The following is a 17,030-nucleotide window of genomic DNA, read 5'->3' on the forward strand; positions in this document are numbered from 1 at the left end:
ACACCGACTTGCGGCGATGTAGGCAGCGGCCCGTTTTTGTGAAAGCATGCCCCGTAACGACAATAGAACAATGGGAGGCGTCATGTTGCGAATTTTGCGTAACGGTGTTTTCGGGCTTGCAGTCCTGTTTGGTCTTTTCAGCGCCTCCCCTCCCGCCGCAGCCGCCTATCCCGACCGCCCCGTGCACTGGATGATCGGCTTTGCCGCCGGCGGCCCGGTCGACATCGTGGCGCGGATCATGGCGCAGGCGCTGTCGGATCGCCTCGGCCAGCAATTCATCGTCGAGAACCGCGCCGGCTCCGGCGGCAACATCGCAGCTGCGGCTGCGATCAACGCCCCGGCCGACGGCTACACGCTGCTGTTCGTCGCGCCCAACAACGCGATCTCGACCTCACTCTACAAGAAGCTGCCTTACGACTTCCTGCGCGACACCGTGCCGGTGGCGAGCATCATGCAGCTCACCAACATGCTGGTGGTCTCCAACGCGTTTCCGGCGGCGACGGTCCAGGAGTTCATCGACTACTGCAAGGCCAATCCCGGAAAAATCTCCTATGCCTCGTCCGGCAACGGCACCTCGGTGCACATGTCGGCCGAGCTGTTCAAGGCGATGACCAAGTGCGACATGATCCACGTGCCCTATCGCGGCTCGGCGATCGCCTTCCCCGACATCATCTCCAACAAGGTGCAGCTGATCTTCGACAATTTGCCCTCGGCGCTCGAGCAGTCGCGCGGCGGCAATGTCCGCGCGCTCGGCGTGACCTCGCCGCAGCGCTGGCCGACCGTGCCCGACGTGCCAGCGATCGCCGAGACCGTGCCCGGCTTCGAATCGGTCGGCTTCTACGGCATCTCCGCGCCGAAGGGGACGCCGAGCGAGGTGATCGAGATCCTCAACAAGGCCGTCGGCGAAGCGCTGAAGGACCCGAAGGTGATCGCGCGGCTGACCGAGAACGGCGGCATCCCCAAGCCAATGGCGCCGGCCGAGTTCGGCAAGCTGGTCGCAGACGAGACCGAGAAGTGGCGCAAGGTGGTGGAGTTCGCCGGGGTCTCGGTGGACTAGGGGCCTGGCGGCGAGCTTGCAGCTCGCAAGCGAGCCATTGGAGGGGCCGCAAGGCCCCTTCAATCAAAAAAATGAAAACAACCCCATGCACAGTAGAAAACCCGCGCGATTGCAATGGGTTACAAGATCGAGCGAGTAGGCCCGCGAAAAAGCCGTTTGACTCGTTGGGCAAAACAGGCGCATAAGGGCATCATCGCCGATTTCGGTAATTTAGAAATCCCTGACCAGTCTGTGCCGGCGTTCCCGTCCGCGGCGGCCAGCATTGCACCCCCGCCTCCATCCCTGTAAACGAACCGCGCACCGTTGCCGGCCAAGCATTCGCGCTGGCCGTCCCGCGGCGGGGCCTGTAGCTCAATGGTTAGAGCCGGCCGCTCATAACGGTCTGGTTGCAGGTTCGAGTCCTGCCGGGCCCACCAATGAAATCAGCGACTTATCAAGGGCGGTTTCGTTTCATCGGAAGCACCGCGCCAGATATCGCACCAGATACGTGCGCTTTTCGTTCGCTGACTGGGTAGCACTTAGCGATTCTGTCGACGGCATCCGACAAATCGTCGGGATTGTGATGGCCATACGTGTTGACAGCACCTCAGTACATCCCGAGATACCCCGCTGCCTGCCGCGAATCCGCGCCTCGCTGCATGAGCCAAGTCGCTGCGGTCTGTCGCAGCGTAGCACCGATGGATGCTCGTAACTGGACGCCGCGGTAATCGCTCCCTTGTCTCGAGGAGCGCTCGTCCAACGACAACGCAGGCATAAGGGAGGGACTGGGTCCCCCAACATGCCAACTCGAGCACGGATACCTCGGTCCGGTAGCTTTGGCCGACGCGACCCACGTTTCTGGTTTCAGCCTCCTCAAGGTTAGGAAGTCAATGCCATCGTTTGTCGTCCATGCGCGTTCCCAATCTTAGTCTCAACGTCGTGAGGTTGTGGTCGTTCAGCAGGTCGGTCTGACGCAGGCCGAGCAGGCGGCCGCTGTCGACCCCGCGGAGCCGTCGTCATAGGCGCGGAAAAACTCGCCGCGGGCATCTCGTCGTTCGACATCGAAGGAGCGCCGAAGTCAGTTACAAGTGACGAACGTCGTTTTGATGGAAAGCAGACGCTGTCGTTTGATAAGTTAATGAGGGGACTTGTTGGAAGGCAGAGGCTCGAGGGATTGGGATCTTTGGTATTGAGACGACGTTCGACTGCGATCAAACTTTCATCCTATTCGGGATCTAAAGCTGATCAATAGAGAGCAGGTTGTTGATTGGAAGATTCAACCACGCAAGAGCTTCAAAGGCCACTCATGGCTCGGTCCAAGCGGAAGAGTTTCGACTAACTTGGAGCAATGAAGAAAAGCAACTAGGTGGCCTCGTGAGAGCCAGCGGCATCGGACAGCGCCAGTGAACCAAACTGGCCCCGCAGTAGGCACGCAGGCGGCCGGATCTCGGGCGGGAGCATCCGTGCTCCGGTGAGCCGACAACGAATGGCGCACTAGGGTGGAGTGCGCCACAACAATCCGGGCGGAATGTGGATTGCTCCACGGCCAGCACCAACACGATCATGTTGCGTCAGGTGGAGCGCGTGAGAACTGCACCCGCAGACAGCAAGCGTTTCCTCCAATTCGCTGGCGATAGGTTGCCGAATTGTTTTTTTAAGACTTGTTTTCGCGCCAGGTGACTTTATCTCCGCGCCATCTCAGTGACACCCAAGACTACGCGACACAGGCGAAGCTAGCCGGTGTAATAGGCGCGACTGTGTTCTATCGCGTGTTCGCAGGCGTCAGATTTGCTGAAGTGGATGGGCCGCTTTTGTACGTCTATGCGAAGGACGAAAGCATCGCCGCGGAGATCGAAGAGGACTTCGCCTTGGTGATTGCGGATTTGGCTACGGAGATCTTGAAACAGGCGATCGAGGTCGCCGTCGTGCTGCCCAAAGTATTTCAGTAGCAGCACCCCGCTCCCATCGAGGAGCAAAGCATCGCTTCCAGAATCATGCCCATGAAGCATAGCGCGAACTTTTCATTGTGAACGTGGCCAGTCAGCGGGCGCTAGGGTCGGATTGGATCTCGGAACACAATGCCGATTAAGCTCGATGCTGCGACGGCGTTGAGTCGCACTTCCCCAACCTGCGGGCGATGCCTGGAGGTTTATTGATTGTCCCGACCGGCTCTTAGCTGGAATAAAAACGTGCGCCCAAACTCCTCCCCTCTGATGGACGATATCTGGGTAGGCGCCATCGGATCGGTCCCGGGAAGCTGTTGGCAACGCTCAAAGCGCGCTCCTCGTCCGTCTCGAGAGCTATTTTTGGGCGAGCATGACGTCGCCCTCGACCAAGCCACCCAGCGGGACGAAACACCAGCCCCTGCCGAGCCGCCCGTACTCGTCGTGTCAAACGCATCCGGAACTGCCCCCTTTGCGTCATGAAGAACTGCCCCCACCATCAGGTTCATGATGTCGTTTAATGGTTGCTTCCGCCGGTGACGGGACGGAGGGAGGCGGAGCCGACCGGAGGGCCGTCACCGGCGGTTGGCGGCTTGATGAGGCCACTCTTCCGTTTGGCGCGGAGCCGGTAGCTGTCGCCGCGGATCGTCAGCACGTGGCTGTGGTGCAGGAGCCGATCGAGAATCGCGGTGGCGACCACGGGATCGGCAAACACGGTGCCCCATTCGGCAACGCTGCGGTTCGACGTGATTAGCATGGCGCCGGTTTCGTAGCGGCGGCTGACCAGCTGGAAGAATAGATGCGCAGCGTCGGGTTCCAGGGGCAGGTAGCCGAGTTCGTCGACGATCAGTAGTTTTGGCTTTGACAGCGCGAGCAGTTTCTCGTCCAGACGCCGCTCGCCGTGCGCCTTGGCAAGGCCCGCGACCAGCGTCGTTGCCGTGGTGAACTGCACCGTATACCCGGCCAGGATCGCCTCTCGCCCGAGTGCAATCGACAGGTGCCTCTTGCCGACGCCTGGCGGACCGAGCAGCAGCACGTTCTCTCCGTTGGCGATCCAACGTGACGCGGCAAGATCGCGAATCTGCTTTGGGTCGATCGACGGCTGCGCCTCGAAGTCGAAGCCCGCCAGCTCCTTTACGGCCGGGAAGTGCGCGAGCTTTAGCGCCATCTCGATGCGGCGATGATCCTTGCGCGCGATCTCGCGCTCGCACAGTAGGATCAGCGTCTCACGCGCCGACAGGTTCGCGCGCGCCGCCTCGTCGAGCAAGTTGTCGAGCTGATCGCGGATGCCGGAGAGCTGCAATCTCGCCAGCATGGCGTCGAGCGGATCCGTCGTTGCTTCAATTATCTTCTTTGTCCGCGCCATCAGAAGCTCCCCCCGATCACGGCTTCGTATTCGGCAAGAGGACGCAACAACGAGGGCGGTGGAGACGATCCCGGCACCGCCGCCGCGATCTCCGCCCGGCGGACCGCACCATTGCGCCCAGCAACACCATCGAGATGGGCGGAATCGATGATCCGCAGTCGGCGACCTTCCGCTTGCTTGTGGACCGCAACCTGATGCAATCCATGGCGGATCCGAACCTCGCCGGCTGCGACCGTCACCACCACGCGCTCGCCGCTCAGCCGCCAGGGCACCGAGTAACTGTTGGTGTCGATCTCGACGGCGCAATCGTTGCCGACAACGCGGGTCAGTTCGCGCAACGATCCGAACGACGGCTGGCCGCGGAGCGGTTTCAACCGGTGTGCCTCGTCTCGTGCGAAGCGAGCCATCGGCGCCTCGCCGGTCGTGCCGTTCGCTCCCCGAAGTCGATCTGCAGCTGTCGGCCCGGCGGCGTCTCAAACCGCGTCGTCGCCAGCGCCTCCGCCTTCAGCGCCTGGCGATAGGGCTGCACGGCACGTTGCAGCGTACGCCGGCTGACTGTCACGCCTTTCTCGGCCAACAGGTCCTGGCGCACCACGTCGGCATTGCCGCGATGCCGAATGAGCCTCTCGCGCAGCCAACCCTCAAGGCCGTCGAGACGCTTGGGCCGCTCGGGGGACTTGAACGGCTTCACCCCGCCCGCCGCCACGTAGTCCTTCACCGTGTGATGGCTGCAGCCCAGTTGCCGCGCAATCCGCTTCAGACCCCATCCGCACGCCCTCAGGCGCAACATCTCCGCCACCTCATCCGGCGTCTTCATCACTTGCCCCCGTGGATCACTCCACAGCGAGCCTTCAGTGATTCGTTCCTGCTTCATTCACTCTCTCCTCAGCCATCCGAGGAGGGGGCAATTCCTCGTGACGCTGAGGGGGCAGTTTTCCATGGCGCGCGACACTCGTCGATCTCGTTCACGTTCCCGGATGTTCCCCGCCGGATGCGATAACGCTTCCTACTGTCGCATCCTACCACATCGAAGTACCGCCTGGTATCGAACTCTGTCCTTTGCTCGGGCGAAAGCCAAGAACGCAGCAGTCGTAGCGCACGCCCCTGAATCGTCTTCTCGGCCTTAGCTGCTTGATAAAGCCTGCTAACCGCGACGCTTCGATGGGGGGACTTTCCACATTGCAGGTAACACGTTGCACTGGGTGCCGCTCGCTGGCCGGAAAAAAGGCCCCAGCACAACCCGCCGGAGCCGTTGGAGGCCTCGACAGTAATGGAGCCGCCGAGGCATGCTAATGTCTAGGAAGATTCGGCAATCGGGTATGTATAACCGGTGTCTGGATCGCTCTCTCTGAGTGAGCGAGAGGCTTTGCTTTTCCACACCCACCAGAGGCCGTAGCTCGCGCGGGTTCGAGGCCACCATCGATCTATATTTTGCGAGGTACTTACGATGCCGCTTGAATGGGGGCATGCCTCGCACAGTCCGACGCCCCAAGCCCACGCATGCTGACGGTCGGCAGTTCAAGACCACCTTCGGCGGAGATGCGTGAGACGGGCTTGCGCGGCGTCCTAGTCTACTGCCATTGCGGACACCACATTGAGCTGAGCGCTGATCGCTGGGCTGATGACGTCCGGCTGTCAGATCTCGAGCCGCGGTTTGTCTGTCAGGGGTGCGGGGAGCCGACGTTCGGCCCCGACTTCGAGCGCGGCGATGCACGACTTGCAATCGTAGACCACCCGGGCAGTGATCAATTCAGATCGAAGTCACAGGTGCAAACCGATAATAAACCGGATCGCGAAGAATGAGCCAACGGCGACAACAGCCGTCGCACTGATCGCAAACAGGACTCTCCAAGTCTCGTCCAATCGAGCCTCGTACAGAAACGGTGCCCGTGGTGGCCCCAGCATCGGGCCCGGGGGGCATGATGATGCTGGGGCCCCCGGACAGGCTCTTGCCTCCTGGGACAGAGGCCGTCACCCGCGAGACACAAGCACATTTCCGATCAGCTGTTTCTTCGCTTGCCGATTATTCCCGGATGTGTATCCAAATTCCCACAGCTCTGCTGACAAAAGGGAAGGGCCGCAGGCGCCGCTCCTGGTACGACCCCTGCGGCCGGCGCCGCGACGTTCCGCACGATCGGCGCGGCACCCTTGAGGGCTCTAAGATGTCGCTCGGATCGGATCAAGCCGCCTGGCGTTCCTGCGGGCGAACATACCGTTGCCAAATCAATGTCATTCGAAGGATTGCACCTTGGGACCGACCATGGCACGGCTTATTTTCCAGCCCCCAGTGCTCCCGGCTGCCGATCCAATTGCGGGTCGGAGCGTAGGGGCGAATGGCCTGAAAAGTTCCAAAATTCGGAATTGGCGAAATGGATTCGCGACTGGCGGCGTACATGTGTTAGGGAGCTGGCGCATATTCTACTTGTTCTACTTAGATCCTCTTTTACCCGGCAATGTTTTGACAAGTGGCCGCAGCAGGACGACTGCTGCGGCCTTTTGCTGACAGTCGCTCCGGCCGAGCGTTTTTCGTTCAATTGACAACTTTGTGGTTCGTTGCCATTGGAGACAATACCTATGCCTGAAGAAAATTGCCTGATTGTCCGTGCTGCCGGGAGGCAACTGGACCTTTTGCGCGACGAAGCCTTTCGTATCGCGAAAGATGCAAATGTTGGCTGGTGGACAGACCGCGCGCAGGTCGGCACTAAGTTCTGCTTTGAAGACGCAAAGGCAAAAGCGTCATTTGCGGCGGCCTGCAACAATCTCGGTATTCCATACAAAGAAAACTAGTCAACGAAAAACCCGCCGGCCTCGACAGCCAGCGGGTTCTCAATGCCCATGCGTACCGCGGTACTCGTCACCAATCCGCGATGATCTATCGTAAGCCGGTATCGGTTGATGCCTGGTTACCGCTCAACGTCGGTGGGTCATGCGGCGCTGCCAGTCTCGTTTTTTGGGTCCTCCGCCGCGGCAACGCGACACTTTGCCGGTCGACCACGCGGTGAGGGTCTCTGCCACAGTGATTCTGGGGAGACATGCATGTGCGGCGCGTGATGGCCTGAGGATTGAAGCGGTAGCTGGCGAAAGAGCAATGCGAAGCGGTAAGGTTCAAACAATGGGCAACTGCGGGAAGAATTTCCCGCTTGTTCTGCTCGCTTGCCACCGCTGCCTCTGAAAGCGATGGAGGCGAGCGTAAACCGACTGACGCGTCCGACCTAGCCGTTCTCCAATTTCGTCGGCAATGGCTCCATCGCCAAGAAGGGAGATTAATTGCCCTCCTCTTCCGGTGACCAAGATCGGCGCAAGTTGCGGCTTTCCGTCAACGTGGCCTCGTCCGAGCTTATGGGCGCGGAGGCGCGGGCTGACGCGATTTGTCGAGAACTCGATTGGGTTGTTCAACCCGCGTCGGGTGCGGCGATCGACTAGGCTCAGATGCGCGGTTGAACCGCACCATCCAAGCGGCTAGACGGGCATAGCTCTGTCGAAGAGCGGTGCCAAACCCCGCAGGTACATCATCGTCGTCCATGCCACAAGAATAGCTCAGGACAGTTTAGAAGACGTTGCCGAAGGTCCGACGGTAGAGACATCATGAACATGCCACATCGCTGCATTCCGGCCGACAATTTGTGCCGACCGTTCAATCCTTTTGCAGATCTGAATCCTATGATCTGCGTGTTTATGCACCTCGCTTTCGAGCATGTTGCTCAAGCTGCTGTTTCAGCAATTGCTGCAGTGGGCTCCAACAAATTTCGCATAGATCGCGGAGTTCGTCCGGCATGACCTGCCGATCCCCGTCGGCCCAATTGACACTGATATGAGCCCAACCAACATGATTATCCGCTTTCCGTAGGCAACAATCGCAGACGAACGTCGTCTCGGTGCTCATCACCCAACCTCCGGTTCGCTTAGCCGAACAACACAGGCCAGTAGCCTAGGTTCCCGCAGCCGCAAATGGGTTAATGCTCGCATCAGCGGTGCCGCAGACCGCCATGCACATTTGGAGAGCGGGGCTCTTCGTGCTTCCGACCGCCGCTTCAAGCGCCGGACCTAAAATGGCGGCCCCAGCATCAGGCGGGCTGGGGCCGTGGAATGCTCCGGAGGCTGGGGGGCTTGGGCCGGAGCAGTGCGCCAACCCGCGCGATTACGATTGTTCCCCGTAAAAGTTTAGTTTCGCAGTTCGGGCAGACAAAAAAGTGGCCGATTAGCGGATCCGGAGTGTCTCGCACCAACTCCGATCGAAACCATCTCATGGTGATCCGGCAATTCTTAAAGTCCGGGACTTCGAGATGCGCCAGTGGCCGCCAGGCCTCATGACGAGCAACATTATTCAGCATTAAACCGCCAGACAGGCCGGGGAGGCGTTTGGGGGTGTAGGCCGGGCCGCTGTGGGGTCCCGGTGCGCCAAGCAGACGCGAGCCTACCCGCATGGCGAAAAGCACCCCTGTTCACTTTCGCACAGTTCCGTCGCCTATTTTTGCCGCTCGTACATTCGCCAGTGTTACACTCATAATGGCGTCGCGGTAGCCGGCGACTAAGAGCGTGTTTTGAGCAGGTCAACGTAACGCGCGTGCAATGTTACAAAGCGCTTGGCTCCGTCGAGGAGCACTTTGACCTGAGTCGCCGTTGCCCCTTGGCCAACGATAATACCGATCCGACCACTCAGGCGCGGCCCGGCCGAAGCAGCAACAACAATCCTGCGCCCAGTCATCAGCTCTTCTTTGATAACAAATAGGTCTGCGGACTTCGGCAAGTTACGGTTTGTGCTCCGGGGCATGGCTTGTTCACCACCATCTATCGACGTTGAACCCGCGATTGACGGTGCACGCCTCGGTCGCGACCGCAAAGAGGCCGACAGGAGCGATCCCCAACATTAGGCGGTCCGCTACAGTTGTGCCACCGCCCTAGTCGCGGGTAATCGGCGCGTATTGAATATGGGTGTCTTGACGACCCCGGTGCTACCAAGCCGTCCTCGGCATAATCCATGTTATTGATGCCGAACTCGCGATCTGATCCCACTTAAAAGAGAGGCGAATCACATGGGCGAGCAACAAGCCCCCTTTGAGATGAGTTATTGGCTGACGTCCCAGCTGCGAAGATCCGCACCAAGAGCTGCTAGCCGTCGTGCTTGATTTCGTAGGCCCAATCCGGCCCTACCGGTGCGACCTTGGCGACCGTGGCGATGCAGGGTCCAATGAAACTGGGAACGGGGCGTACGCTGAAACTGGATCGCCATCGGTTGAGGCAAGTTCTATTTTTCCAGTCGCGGGAGCCGACCTTCCGGGGCTCTCGCTTCCGTTGTGTCCGGGTTGGCGACGATCCGGACGGCGTTGCCTTCCGAGACAGATGCATTCTATAGTCATTCTCATTCATGGAACTAAGCCGGAGGTTGAACGTTTTGATCGTTTTTATGGCCCTCGGAGGCAAGATGATTTCCGCCGCGCATTGCTTAGAGTTTGCACGTCAGTACAGAGCCCTCTCCCAGAACCCCAACACTTCCCCAGACCGCGCCTTCCTGACGAAGAACATAGCTCGGAGCCTTACCGGGCTGGCGGGTCAATTGGATCGGCTTGATGCGCTGACAAGGGAGGAGCAGCAAAGATGCCCCGCGCCCGGGACTCCTTAGAAGTTAAAGCTGGAACTAAGGTCTTTGTGCGCTACCTACCGCACCATCACCGGCCAAGGCTCTGCCCGTAGGCGTCAGTGGCTGGATTCGGACAACATCGGCGCAGATTCGCAAGGCGCTTGATAGTTCAAAGGTCTAGGTCCGAAATAACTTATGTTCCTGCGATGATCTGCACGCGGACGTACAATCAATACCCATCAGCAGAAGGAACATGCGATGGGATTGAAGCGACGGCGATTCAAGCAGACGGATTCTCTGGAAATGCGACTCGAGCAATTTGCACAGGATATGCGTGAGCGGGCAGATGGAAAGCCTCCCGGCAACGAGCGCAATGCCTTGCTCAAGCGAGCACGCAATGCAGATCAAGCAATCGACATTGAGCGGCAACTTCGTCAGGACCACTAGGAACGCCCAAGAGAGAAGCGGTTTAGCCTGGCTCCTCCTTCGGAAAACTCTTGCCCTCCCTGCTCCCTGGCAAATCGCCGCTTGATTGCCGATCCGGCCATGTTGAGAATCCAGCCCTCCAAGCGCGCCGACGGCCGCACATCGTCACTGGTGGCCGGAAGCCGCGTTGTTTTTGCTAAGCTCAAAAAACGGGAAGTAGGCGACGATCAGGAAAAAAGCGAACGTCTGAAGCTCCTTAGCGCGCAGCTCGGGGTGCCTACAACTGCCTTTCGTCGACGCTTAACTGAGATGCTGCGCAACGCGCGTAGGCCACCGCTTATATCCATTGCCTTTATGCACCATCGCGCTCGCGGGTGAGTCCTTCCAGGCGAGTCGGCATTGGTAAACAGAGACCTGGCGCCCATCTCGAGCGTCGCAAATGACCGATCTCAGCGCCATGACCGATGTGGCAAAGCACGATGACCGCGCGCGGATGGGCCTGCAATGACTTCCTCCTTTCAGAAGCAAGCGCGGAAAGCGCACCGCTTCGGCAACCGGCGCCGCAACAGACCATGTCATTCGGAGTCGCCCAACCCCAGGCCGTCAATCAGCGCTGACGAAGGGCGCGTGCAGATTCTTCTTTAGCTAGAAATTGTGTCCCGAAGTCTGTTCAAGCTGGACGCCTGCTGAGCCCTTTTCTCACTTGCAGCGGCTGATTCGCCTACGCTCATGGAGCCTGGGGGATGCTGCGAGCCGCCCAATACTTGCGCATGTCCTCCGATAACCAGCGCTACTCAACTGCAAATCAGCGTATCCCTCCGCCAAAGGCCGTCTTGTTTGAGGGACGCGAGGGCTGCAGGTCCTAGGGGTAATCCTAGGAGAAGCGCTATGACGATTTCGCGGGCAGAGGTGATCACATCGGTCGAGCGGCGGCGCCGGTGGTCGCAGGATGAGAAGGAACGGCTTGTTGCAGCATCGCTCGAGCCCGGAGCCAGTGTTTCCGAGGTGGCTCGCATGGCCGGCCTTCATGTGAGCCAGCTGTTCAGGTGGCGCAAAGAGCTTTGCAAGCACGGTGAAGCGAGTATAGCGCCGTTCGTGCCGGTCGAGATTGGGCCGTCTGTGCCGCCGCGGGAGGTGGCCGAAGCGCCATTGACGACGGCGGCGCGTCGACGGAAGAGCCAGGGCATCATCGAGATTGATCTTGGTAGCGGGCACCGCATCCGGGTCGATGGCGACGTTGATGGAGACGCGCTACGTCGCGTTCTCGATGCTCTGGTACGCCGATGATCCCGGTTCCGACGGGCGCGCGAGTGTGGCTGGCGACAGGCTACACGGACATGCGCCGAGGCTTTCCGTCGTTGGCACTCCAAGTGCAGGAGGTGCTGCGCAAGGACCCGCTCAGCGGTCATCTGTTCGTGTTCCGCGGTCGCCGAAGCGATCTTGTGAAGGTGATCTGGCACGATGGCCAGGGAGCATGCCTGTTCACCAAAAGACTCGAGAGAGGAAGGTTCATCTGGCCATCGGTTGCGGGCGAAGCGGTGACGATCTCACCGGCGCAGATGAGCTACCTGTTGTCCGGAATCGATTGGCGAAACCCTCAAGAAACGCTGCGACCAACGCGGGTCGGATAGCCGTTTTACGGTTTGAATCTGCAACGTGATCTGATTCAATGGCTTCATGATATCGAAGCCGGACGACCTTCCATTGGACCTCGTGAGTGCCCTGGCGGCGCTGCAGGCCGAGCGTGAGGCGCGGCTGCAAGCCGAGGCGGTAGCTGCCAGTGCGCGGGCGGAGCTGTCGGCCAACGAGGCGCTGATCGTGCACCTTGAGCTGCGGATCGAGAAGCTCAAGCGCGAACTGTACGGGCAGCGCTCCGAGCGCACGGCGCGGCTGATCGAGCAATTGGAATTGGAGCTCGAAGAACTCGTCACCACGGCGAGCGAGGATGAGCTTGCCGCACGTACCGCCGCGGCGAAAACCCAGGCCGTGCGCGCCTTCACACGCAAGCGGCCGGTGCGCAAGCCGTGGCCGGACGACATCGAACGCGAGCGCGTCGTCATCGAGGCCCCGACGAGCTGTGCCTGCTGCGGCGGATCGCGCCTGGCGAAGCTGGGCGAGGATGTGACCGAGACGCTGGAGGGGATCCCGCGCCGGTTCAAGCTGATCGAGACGGTGCGGGAAAAGTTCACCTGCCGCGATTGCGAGAAGATCAGCCAGCCGCCGGCACCGTTCCATGCCACGCCGCGCGGCTTCATCGGTCCGCAATTGCTGGCGACAATCCTGTTCGACAAGTTCGGCATGCATATCCCGCTCAACCGCCAGAGTGTGCGCTTTAGGGCCGAGAGGATCGACCTGCCGTTGTCGACGCTGGCCGACCAGGTCGGCCACGGGACCTTCGCCGTCATGCCGCTGTTCCAACTGATCGAGCGGCATGTGCTGTCGGCCGAGCGCCTTCATGGCGACGACACCACCATCCGCATCCTGGCCAAGGGCAAGTGCACGACCGGGCGGATCTGGACCTATGTGCGCGACGATCGGCCCTACGGTGGGCCTGCGCCGCCGGCGGCGGTCTATTACGCCTCGAGCGACCGACGGGGCGAGCATCCCCAGAAGCATCTGGCCGCCTTCGCCGGGATCCTGCAGGCGGACTGCTACAGCGGCTTCGAGCCGTTGTTCGACCCACAAAGGAAAGCGATACCGATCACGCCGGCATTTTGCCTAGCCCATGCGCGGCGGGGCTTCTTCGAACTGGCTGACATCGAGAAGAATGCCAGAGACGGCCGCAAGGGCAAACCGGTCTCCCCGATCGCGCTGGAGGCTGTCAGGCGCCTCGATGCGTTGTTCGAGATCGAGCGCGCCATCAACGGCCGCAGCGCCGACGAGCGGCGTGCCGCGCGCCAGGAGAGAAGCAAGCCGCTTCTCGACGACATGCACGCCTGGCTACTCCGTGAACGAGAAACCCTCTCGCGCTCCTCCGAGGTCCTGAAGCCCATGAACTACATGCTCAGGCGCTGGGACGATTTTGCCCGCTTCCTCGACGATGGCAGGATCTGCCTTAGCAACAACGCCGCTGAAAGAGCGTTGCGCGGCATCGCCTTGGGGAGGCGCAACTGGACCTTCGCCGGCAGCCTACGTGGCGCTGACCGCGCCGCCATCATGCTGACGATGATCACGACCTGTCGCCTGAACGACGTCGATCCCAAAGCCTGGCTCGCCGACATCCTCGCCCGTATCGCCGATCTTCCCGCATCGCGTCTGCACGAGCTGCTGCCCTGGGAATGGAAGCTCCTGCGTCAGGCCGACAACCCCACCGATCAGCAAGCCGCCTGACCTTCACGCATCGCCATCATAGAACTCGCCGTGCCCGCGCGCATGCGTCAATCAGGCGGTCTTCGTCGTATGCGTACAAATCAGCGGAATGCAATTGCCGAGTACGCGAGCCAGCACGGACACAAAATTGTGGCGTCATACATCGACGCCGGAAAGTGGACTGTCGCTAAGAGGCCGCGACGCACTCAAGAATCTGGTTAGCGATGCACTGGCGGTTCAGCGCAAATTCGAAGCGATCCTGGTTGTTGACGTCAAAGATGGGCCCGCTTTCAGAATCCCGACCAGGCCGCCCACTATGAGTTCCTTTGCAGGCAAGCTGGGGTACGCGTGATGCTACTGCGGCGAACCGTTCGGTGACGATGTGACTTCCATCACCACCATCATCAAACATCTGAAACGGGTGATGGCTGGAGAATATAGCCGCGAACTTTCCGAGAAAATGCCCCGTAAGCGCCAGCAGGCCCAATTAGGATATCGACAGGGCGGCACGTTGATCTACGGCTTCCGTCGTCTGTTGGTCGATGCTGAGCAGAGTGCTCGGCAGGTCCTGCAACGTGGAGAAAGGAAGGCGCTCACCACCGACAAGGTCATGGTCATCCCAGGACCACCGGAATAACTTGAGGTGATTAGGCGACTTTTTTTCGGATGTACGTGCGCCAGAAGCTCTCGATTGCCGTCCCGGCGCCGGAAACCATCCTCAGCTACTTCGGTTCGCTCCGAAGGGCGTATGAGGCCATTGGATAGACTCCGCCGCCGATACCTCCGTTCGGTATGAATGCGCTGCATTGGAGCAAGAAGGAGATAATGGCCGGCTTGCGGAAGCTCTATGCTGAGCACGGGCAGATCACCACCGGTCTCATTGATGGCGCGCCCGACCTGCCGTCCAATAATCTCATTCGCCGTTACTTCGGCTCAAGGACAGCAGCAATGAAACAGGCCGGCTTTCCTGTTTTATCCCGCAGCAAAATTCAGCAGCGTCTGTGGAAGGGCAGGAAAAGACGCCAAGTGCGATGAATTCTATCATGGCGTTCGTTGGACGGAGGTGAGTCTACTACAGGCCCTGCGCCAGCTTGAGGAGCAGAACGGCTACATATCGGCGACGCTGCTCGACCAGAACGGTATTACTCCGAGCGCCTACCATTTTACGAAGCGCTTCGGTACGAATGCAAGGACCTTGGCGGACTTGCCACCCCGGACGGCCTCCGACGTCATGAAGGCCGCCTTGAAGCGGAAGGAGGAAGGCAGGGCGATCATTGGACGTCAGCCCCGACTTCAAGGGCAGCGCGCCCGTCTATGGTATCGCTCAGAAGACATCCTGGTTGGACTGAAGCGGCTAGCGGAGCAAAAGGGCCGGGTTTCAGCCCGACTTATCGATGAGGACTCTGACCTGCCTTCGTGTGGCACAGTGGTTCGTCACTCCGGCTCACTCACGGCCGCCTACGAATTGATCAGCCTGGTGCGTCTTGCGGGAAAGCCAGTGCGGTTTGGCTTGCCGCCGAAGGCGAAGCAGTCGTGGCTGTGCCCTAGGCTTACACGACGAGCTGCGAAGCAGCCCTTTGCTGCGGTTAACCCGGACCTGTGGCTCAAAAAGTTGGTAACAGTGTCGCGAAAACCCCTGAAATCGCTTGAAGCGCGCAAGTTGCCCACTTCGTCGCACACCAATGATAAATTGAGAGTCTGAGGGCCCCTGCCGGGCTCACCAAAAAAGTCCGTAACTCATTCAGGCGCCATTTCGCCGGATCGGAATCACCGCACCAGATACGTGGGCTTTTCGTTCCCCAGCCGGATTTCGACTGGTGATTTTTTCCACGGCATCGGACAAATAATCGGGGTGGTGATGACCATAGGTGTTGAGCAACACCTCTAGCGACATTCCAAGATAGCCAGCTGCCTGCCAAGGGTCCGAACCTCTCTGCATGAGCCAAGTCGCAGCTGTGTGCCGCAAAGTGTGAGGGGAGATTCGCGGGCCGAGGCCTGCGAGCCTGACTGCACTCTTGAATGCAGTCTTGACTGACGTCACAGCCTTCCCATTGTACTCCACGAAATGCTTCGCCTCTGGACTAGCTCGGTGCCAGCGCCGCAGGTGCGCGAGCAAGCGCAAGGGGATCGGCACGGTGGGTTGCCGTTTGTTGGTTTTCGCGCTGCCCTGCTTCAGGCGGTAGTAGCGGCCGTGCTCTAAGTCGACGTAAGAGCGACCAATCGCGGGAATGGGAGATGCAGCTGCGATAGCTCCAGCACGAGTTCCGCTGTAGATCCCCAACAAAATGAACCGTGCAAGATGGCGTAGCGGACGCTTGCTTGTCGGGACCTTCAGGTCGTCGGTCGGCCGACGCGAGCCCTTCTGCATTTCACGATAGCGCCAGCACGTCCAAATCAGTTTGGCCGCATCGCTGCGCGTCAGCCACTGGTCTCGAGGCTGGCCTCGCTCTGGTAGTGAGATCTTCACGATTTCCCGGTGAAATCCTTCGGCTGCATGGTGGCCAATCGCAGCTCGTAGGTCTTCAAGGTCTCGCCGAGCGCCTCCCTTTTTGCCGCGCCACTTGGTGTAGGAGCGACATGCCTCCCCATTGACCTCGCCAAGCATTTTTGCTCCCCACCATTCGTTTAATCGTTCTATTCGTTTCTTGAACTTGCGGATATCGGGGATGGTGTCCTCATTTTCGCAATCAGCGTTGAAACGACAGCGAAGCTTGTCCAGTTGTGCATCCAAATAAATCGAGAGGACATCCGCGATTGCGATATCGTCTATGTGGCGGACGCGTCGCTTGGGGGTATGTTTGGAGCTTATGTAGTCCCTTAGTTTTTCCTCCGCGGCCGCAATCTCATCTGCAGCGCAGCCTGTGCCGACATCCCGGCCGTTGTCTCTGATGATCCAGGTTGCTTGGTGGGTGATCTTTCCCCCCTTGTTTCGGCGGGCGGCCTTAAGCTGAAGTCTGGCGCCCTTGCTTCTTCGCGGCATAGCTCTCGCATCCGTCCGATATGAGCCAGCGTTGTAAATTCCTTGCCGGCAATCTTCTCAATAACCAATCGGTTACGATCGCGCTCGCGACGTAAGCCCGCGACCGTCATTCCTCCCAAAGGAAACGCGATCTTCACGGCATCAGCAAGGCGAAGAGGGGTATCGGGTGTAATTTCAGGTTGCGTTCGATTTGTCATCGACGCCTTATCGAATATTGTAGAGCGGAAGCTTACTCGTGCTGCAACATTCGTCGCGGAGACCTACTCCGTGGGCAAGCTCAGCCCCACCTCTATCGCGCACTCGAGCGTAAAATCGTACAAATAAGTAAAGACGACAACAGCGGTAGGGAATCAGTAAAGCTCACACTCGGGTCTCGGCACGATTCAAGAACG

Annotated in this window: 15 protein-coding genes, 1 tRNA gene and 1 pseudogene; 12 read left to right on the plus strand and 5 right to left on the minus strand. The window is 59.7% G+C overall.

What is annotated here, in order from left to right; translation table 11 throughout:
- The first annotated feature begins 82 nt into the window (after nucleotides 1-82).
- From AAFG16_RS38570 to AAFG16_RS38580, 3 genes are all read left to right on the plus strand, one after another.
- A complete protein-coding gene (locus AAFG16_RS38570; RefSeq protein WP_342733823.1) occupies nucleotides 83-1,057 on the plus strand; it encodes a tripartite tricarboxylate transporter substrate binding protein in 975 nt (324 codons plus the stop codon).
- A gap of 340 nt (nucleotides 1,058-1,397) precedes the next feature.
- Nucleotides 1,398-1,473 (plus strand) — tRNA-Ile (locus AAFG16_RS38575).
- A gap of 1,320 nt (nucleotides 1,474-2,793) precedes the next feature.
- On the plus strand, nucleotides 2,794-2,985 hold the full coding sequence (locus AAFG16_RS38580; RefSeq protein WP_342733825.1) for a hypothetical protein: 192 nt from the start codon (nucleotides 2,794-2,796) through the stop codon (nucleotides 2,983-2,985).
- A 223-nt stretch (nucleotides 2,986-3,208) separates the two neighbouring features.
- Here AAFG16_RS38580 and AAFG16_RS38585 read toward each other — a convergent pair.
- The 4 genes and pseudogenes from AAFG16_RS38585 to AAFG16_RS38600 form a co-directional block, all read right to left on the minus strand.
- Nucleotides 3,209-3,399 (minus strand): annotated as a pseudogene (locus tag AAFG16_RS38585) (hypothetical protein); the annotation flags it as partial.
- A 97-nt stretch (nucleotides 3,400-3,496) separates the two neighbouring features.
- A complete protein-coding gene (istB, locus tag AAFG16_RS38590) occupies nucleotides 3,497-4,345 on the minus strand; it encodes an IS21-like element helper ATPase IstB (protein WP_342733827.1) in 849 nt (282 codons plus the stop codon).
- On the minus strand, nucleotides 4,345-4,719 hold the full coding sequence (locus tag AAFG16_RS38595; protein WP_342733829.1) for a hypothetical protein: 375 nt from the start codon (nucleotides 4,717-4,719) through the stop codon (nucleotides 4,345-4,347). Before AAFG16_RS38595 ends, istB begins: the two co-directional genes overlap by 1 nt.
- Entirely contained in the window at nucleotides 4,716-5,219 is a 504-nt protein-coding gene (locus AAFG16_RS38600) for a helix-turn-helix domain-containing protein (protein WP_342733831.1), read from the minus strand. Before AAFG16_RS38600 ends, AAFG16_RS38595 begins: the two co-directional genes overlap by 4 nt.
- Before the next feature lie 1,700 nt (nucleotides 5,220-6,919).
- On the opposite strand from AAFG16_RS38600, the gene AAFG16_RS38605 reads away from it, so the two are divergent.
- The 9 genes from AAFG16_RS38605 (at nucleotide 6,920) to AAFG16_RS38645 (ending at nucleotide 14,693) form a co-directional block, all read left to right on the plus strand.
- Nucleotides 6,920-7,132 carry a hypothetical protein gene (locus tag AAFG16_RS38605; RefSeq protein WP_342733833.1) on the plus strand — a complete coding sequence of 71 codons (213 nt, stop codon included), beginning with the start codon at nucleotides 6,920-6,922 and terminating at the stop codon, nucleotides 7,130-7,132.
- Nucleotides 7,133-7,930: 798 nt separating this feature from the next.
- The gene (locus tag AAFG16_RS38610) at nucleotides 7,931-8,122 is read left to right on the plus strand and encodes a hypothetical protein (protein WP_342733835.1); all 192 of its coding nucleotides are present in this window, start codon (nucleotides 7,931-7,933) and stop codon (nucleotides 8,120-8,122) included.
- Nucleotides 8,123-10,181: 2,059 nt separating this feature from the next.
- Nucleotides 10,182-10,370 (plus strand): hypothetical protein, encoded by a 189-nt coding sequence (locus AAFG16_RS38615; protein ID WP_194389417.1) that lies wholly within the window; start codon nucleotides 10,182-10,184, stop codon nucleotides 10,368-10,370.
- A gap of 99 nt (nucleotides 10,371-10,469) precedes the next feature.
- Nucleotides 10,470-10,727 (plus strand): hypothetical protein, encoded by a 258-nt coding sequence (locus AAFG16_RS38620; protein ID WP_342733839.1) that lies wholly within the window; start codon nucleotides 10,470-10,472, stop codon nucleotides 10,725-10,727.
- Nucleotides 10,728-11,237: 510 nt separating this feature from the next.
- Nucleotides 11,238-11,636: a transposase gene (locus AAFG16_RS38625; protein WP_271608649.1), complete on the plus strand. Its 399-nt coding sequence runs from the start codon at nucleotides 11,238-11,240 to the stop codon at nucleotides 11,634-11,636.
- Nucleotides 11,633-11,980: an IS66 family insertion sequence element accessory protein TnpB gene (gene tnpB, locus AAFG16_RS38630; protein ID WP_271608648.1), complete on the plus strand. Its 348-nt coding sequence runs from the start codon at nucleotides 11,633-11,635 to the stop codon at nucleotides 11,978-11,980. Before AAFG16_RS38625 ends, tnpB begins: the two co-directional genes overlap by 4 nt.
- Before the next feature lie 46 nt (nucleotides 11,981-12,026).
- Nucleotides 12,027-13,679 (plus strand): IS66 family transposase, encoded by a 1,653-nt coding sequence (locus tag AAFG16_RS38635; RefSeq protein ID WP_342733845.1) that lies wholly within the window; start codon nucleotides 12,027-12,029, stop codon nucleotides 13,677-13,679.
- 361 nt (nucleotides 13,680-14,040) lie between these two features.
- The gene (locus tag AAFG16_RS38640) at nucleotides 14,041-14,295 is read left to right on the plus strand and encodes a hypothetical protein (RefSeq protein WP_342733847.1); all 255 of its coding nucleotides are present in this window, start codon (nucleotides 14,041-14,043) and stop codon (nucleotides 14,293-14,295) included.
- Between the two features lie 197 nt (nucleotides 14,296-14,492).
- Nucleotides 14,493-14,693: a hypothetical protein gene (locus AAFG16_RS38645; RefSeq protein ID WP_143130674.1), complete on the plus strand. Its 201-nt coding sequence runs from the start codon at nucleotides 14,493-14,495 to the stop codon at nucleotides 14,691-14,693.
- Between the two features lie 706 nt (nucleotides 14,694-15,399).
- On the opposite strand, the gene AAFG16_RS38650 is transcribed toward AAFG16_RS38645, so the two are convergent.
- The gene (locus tag AAFG16_RS38650; protein WP_342733851.1) at nucleotides 15,400-16,638 is read right to left on the minus strand and encodes a tyrosine-type recombinase/integrase; all 1,239 of its coding nucleotides are present in this window, start codon (nucleotides 16,636-16,638) and stop codon (nucleotides 15,400-15,402) included.
- Between the last annotated feature and the right edge of the window lie 392 nt (nucleotides 16,639-17,030).

The organism is Bradyrhizobium sp. B117 (assembly GCF_038969555.1).
In the GTDB taxonomy this organism is placed as follows: Bacteria; Pseudomonadota; Alphaproteobacteria; order Rhizobiales; family Xanthobacteraceae; genus Bradyrhizobium.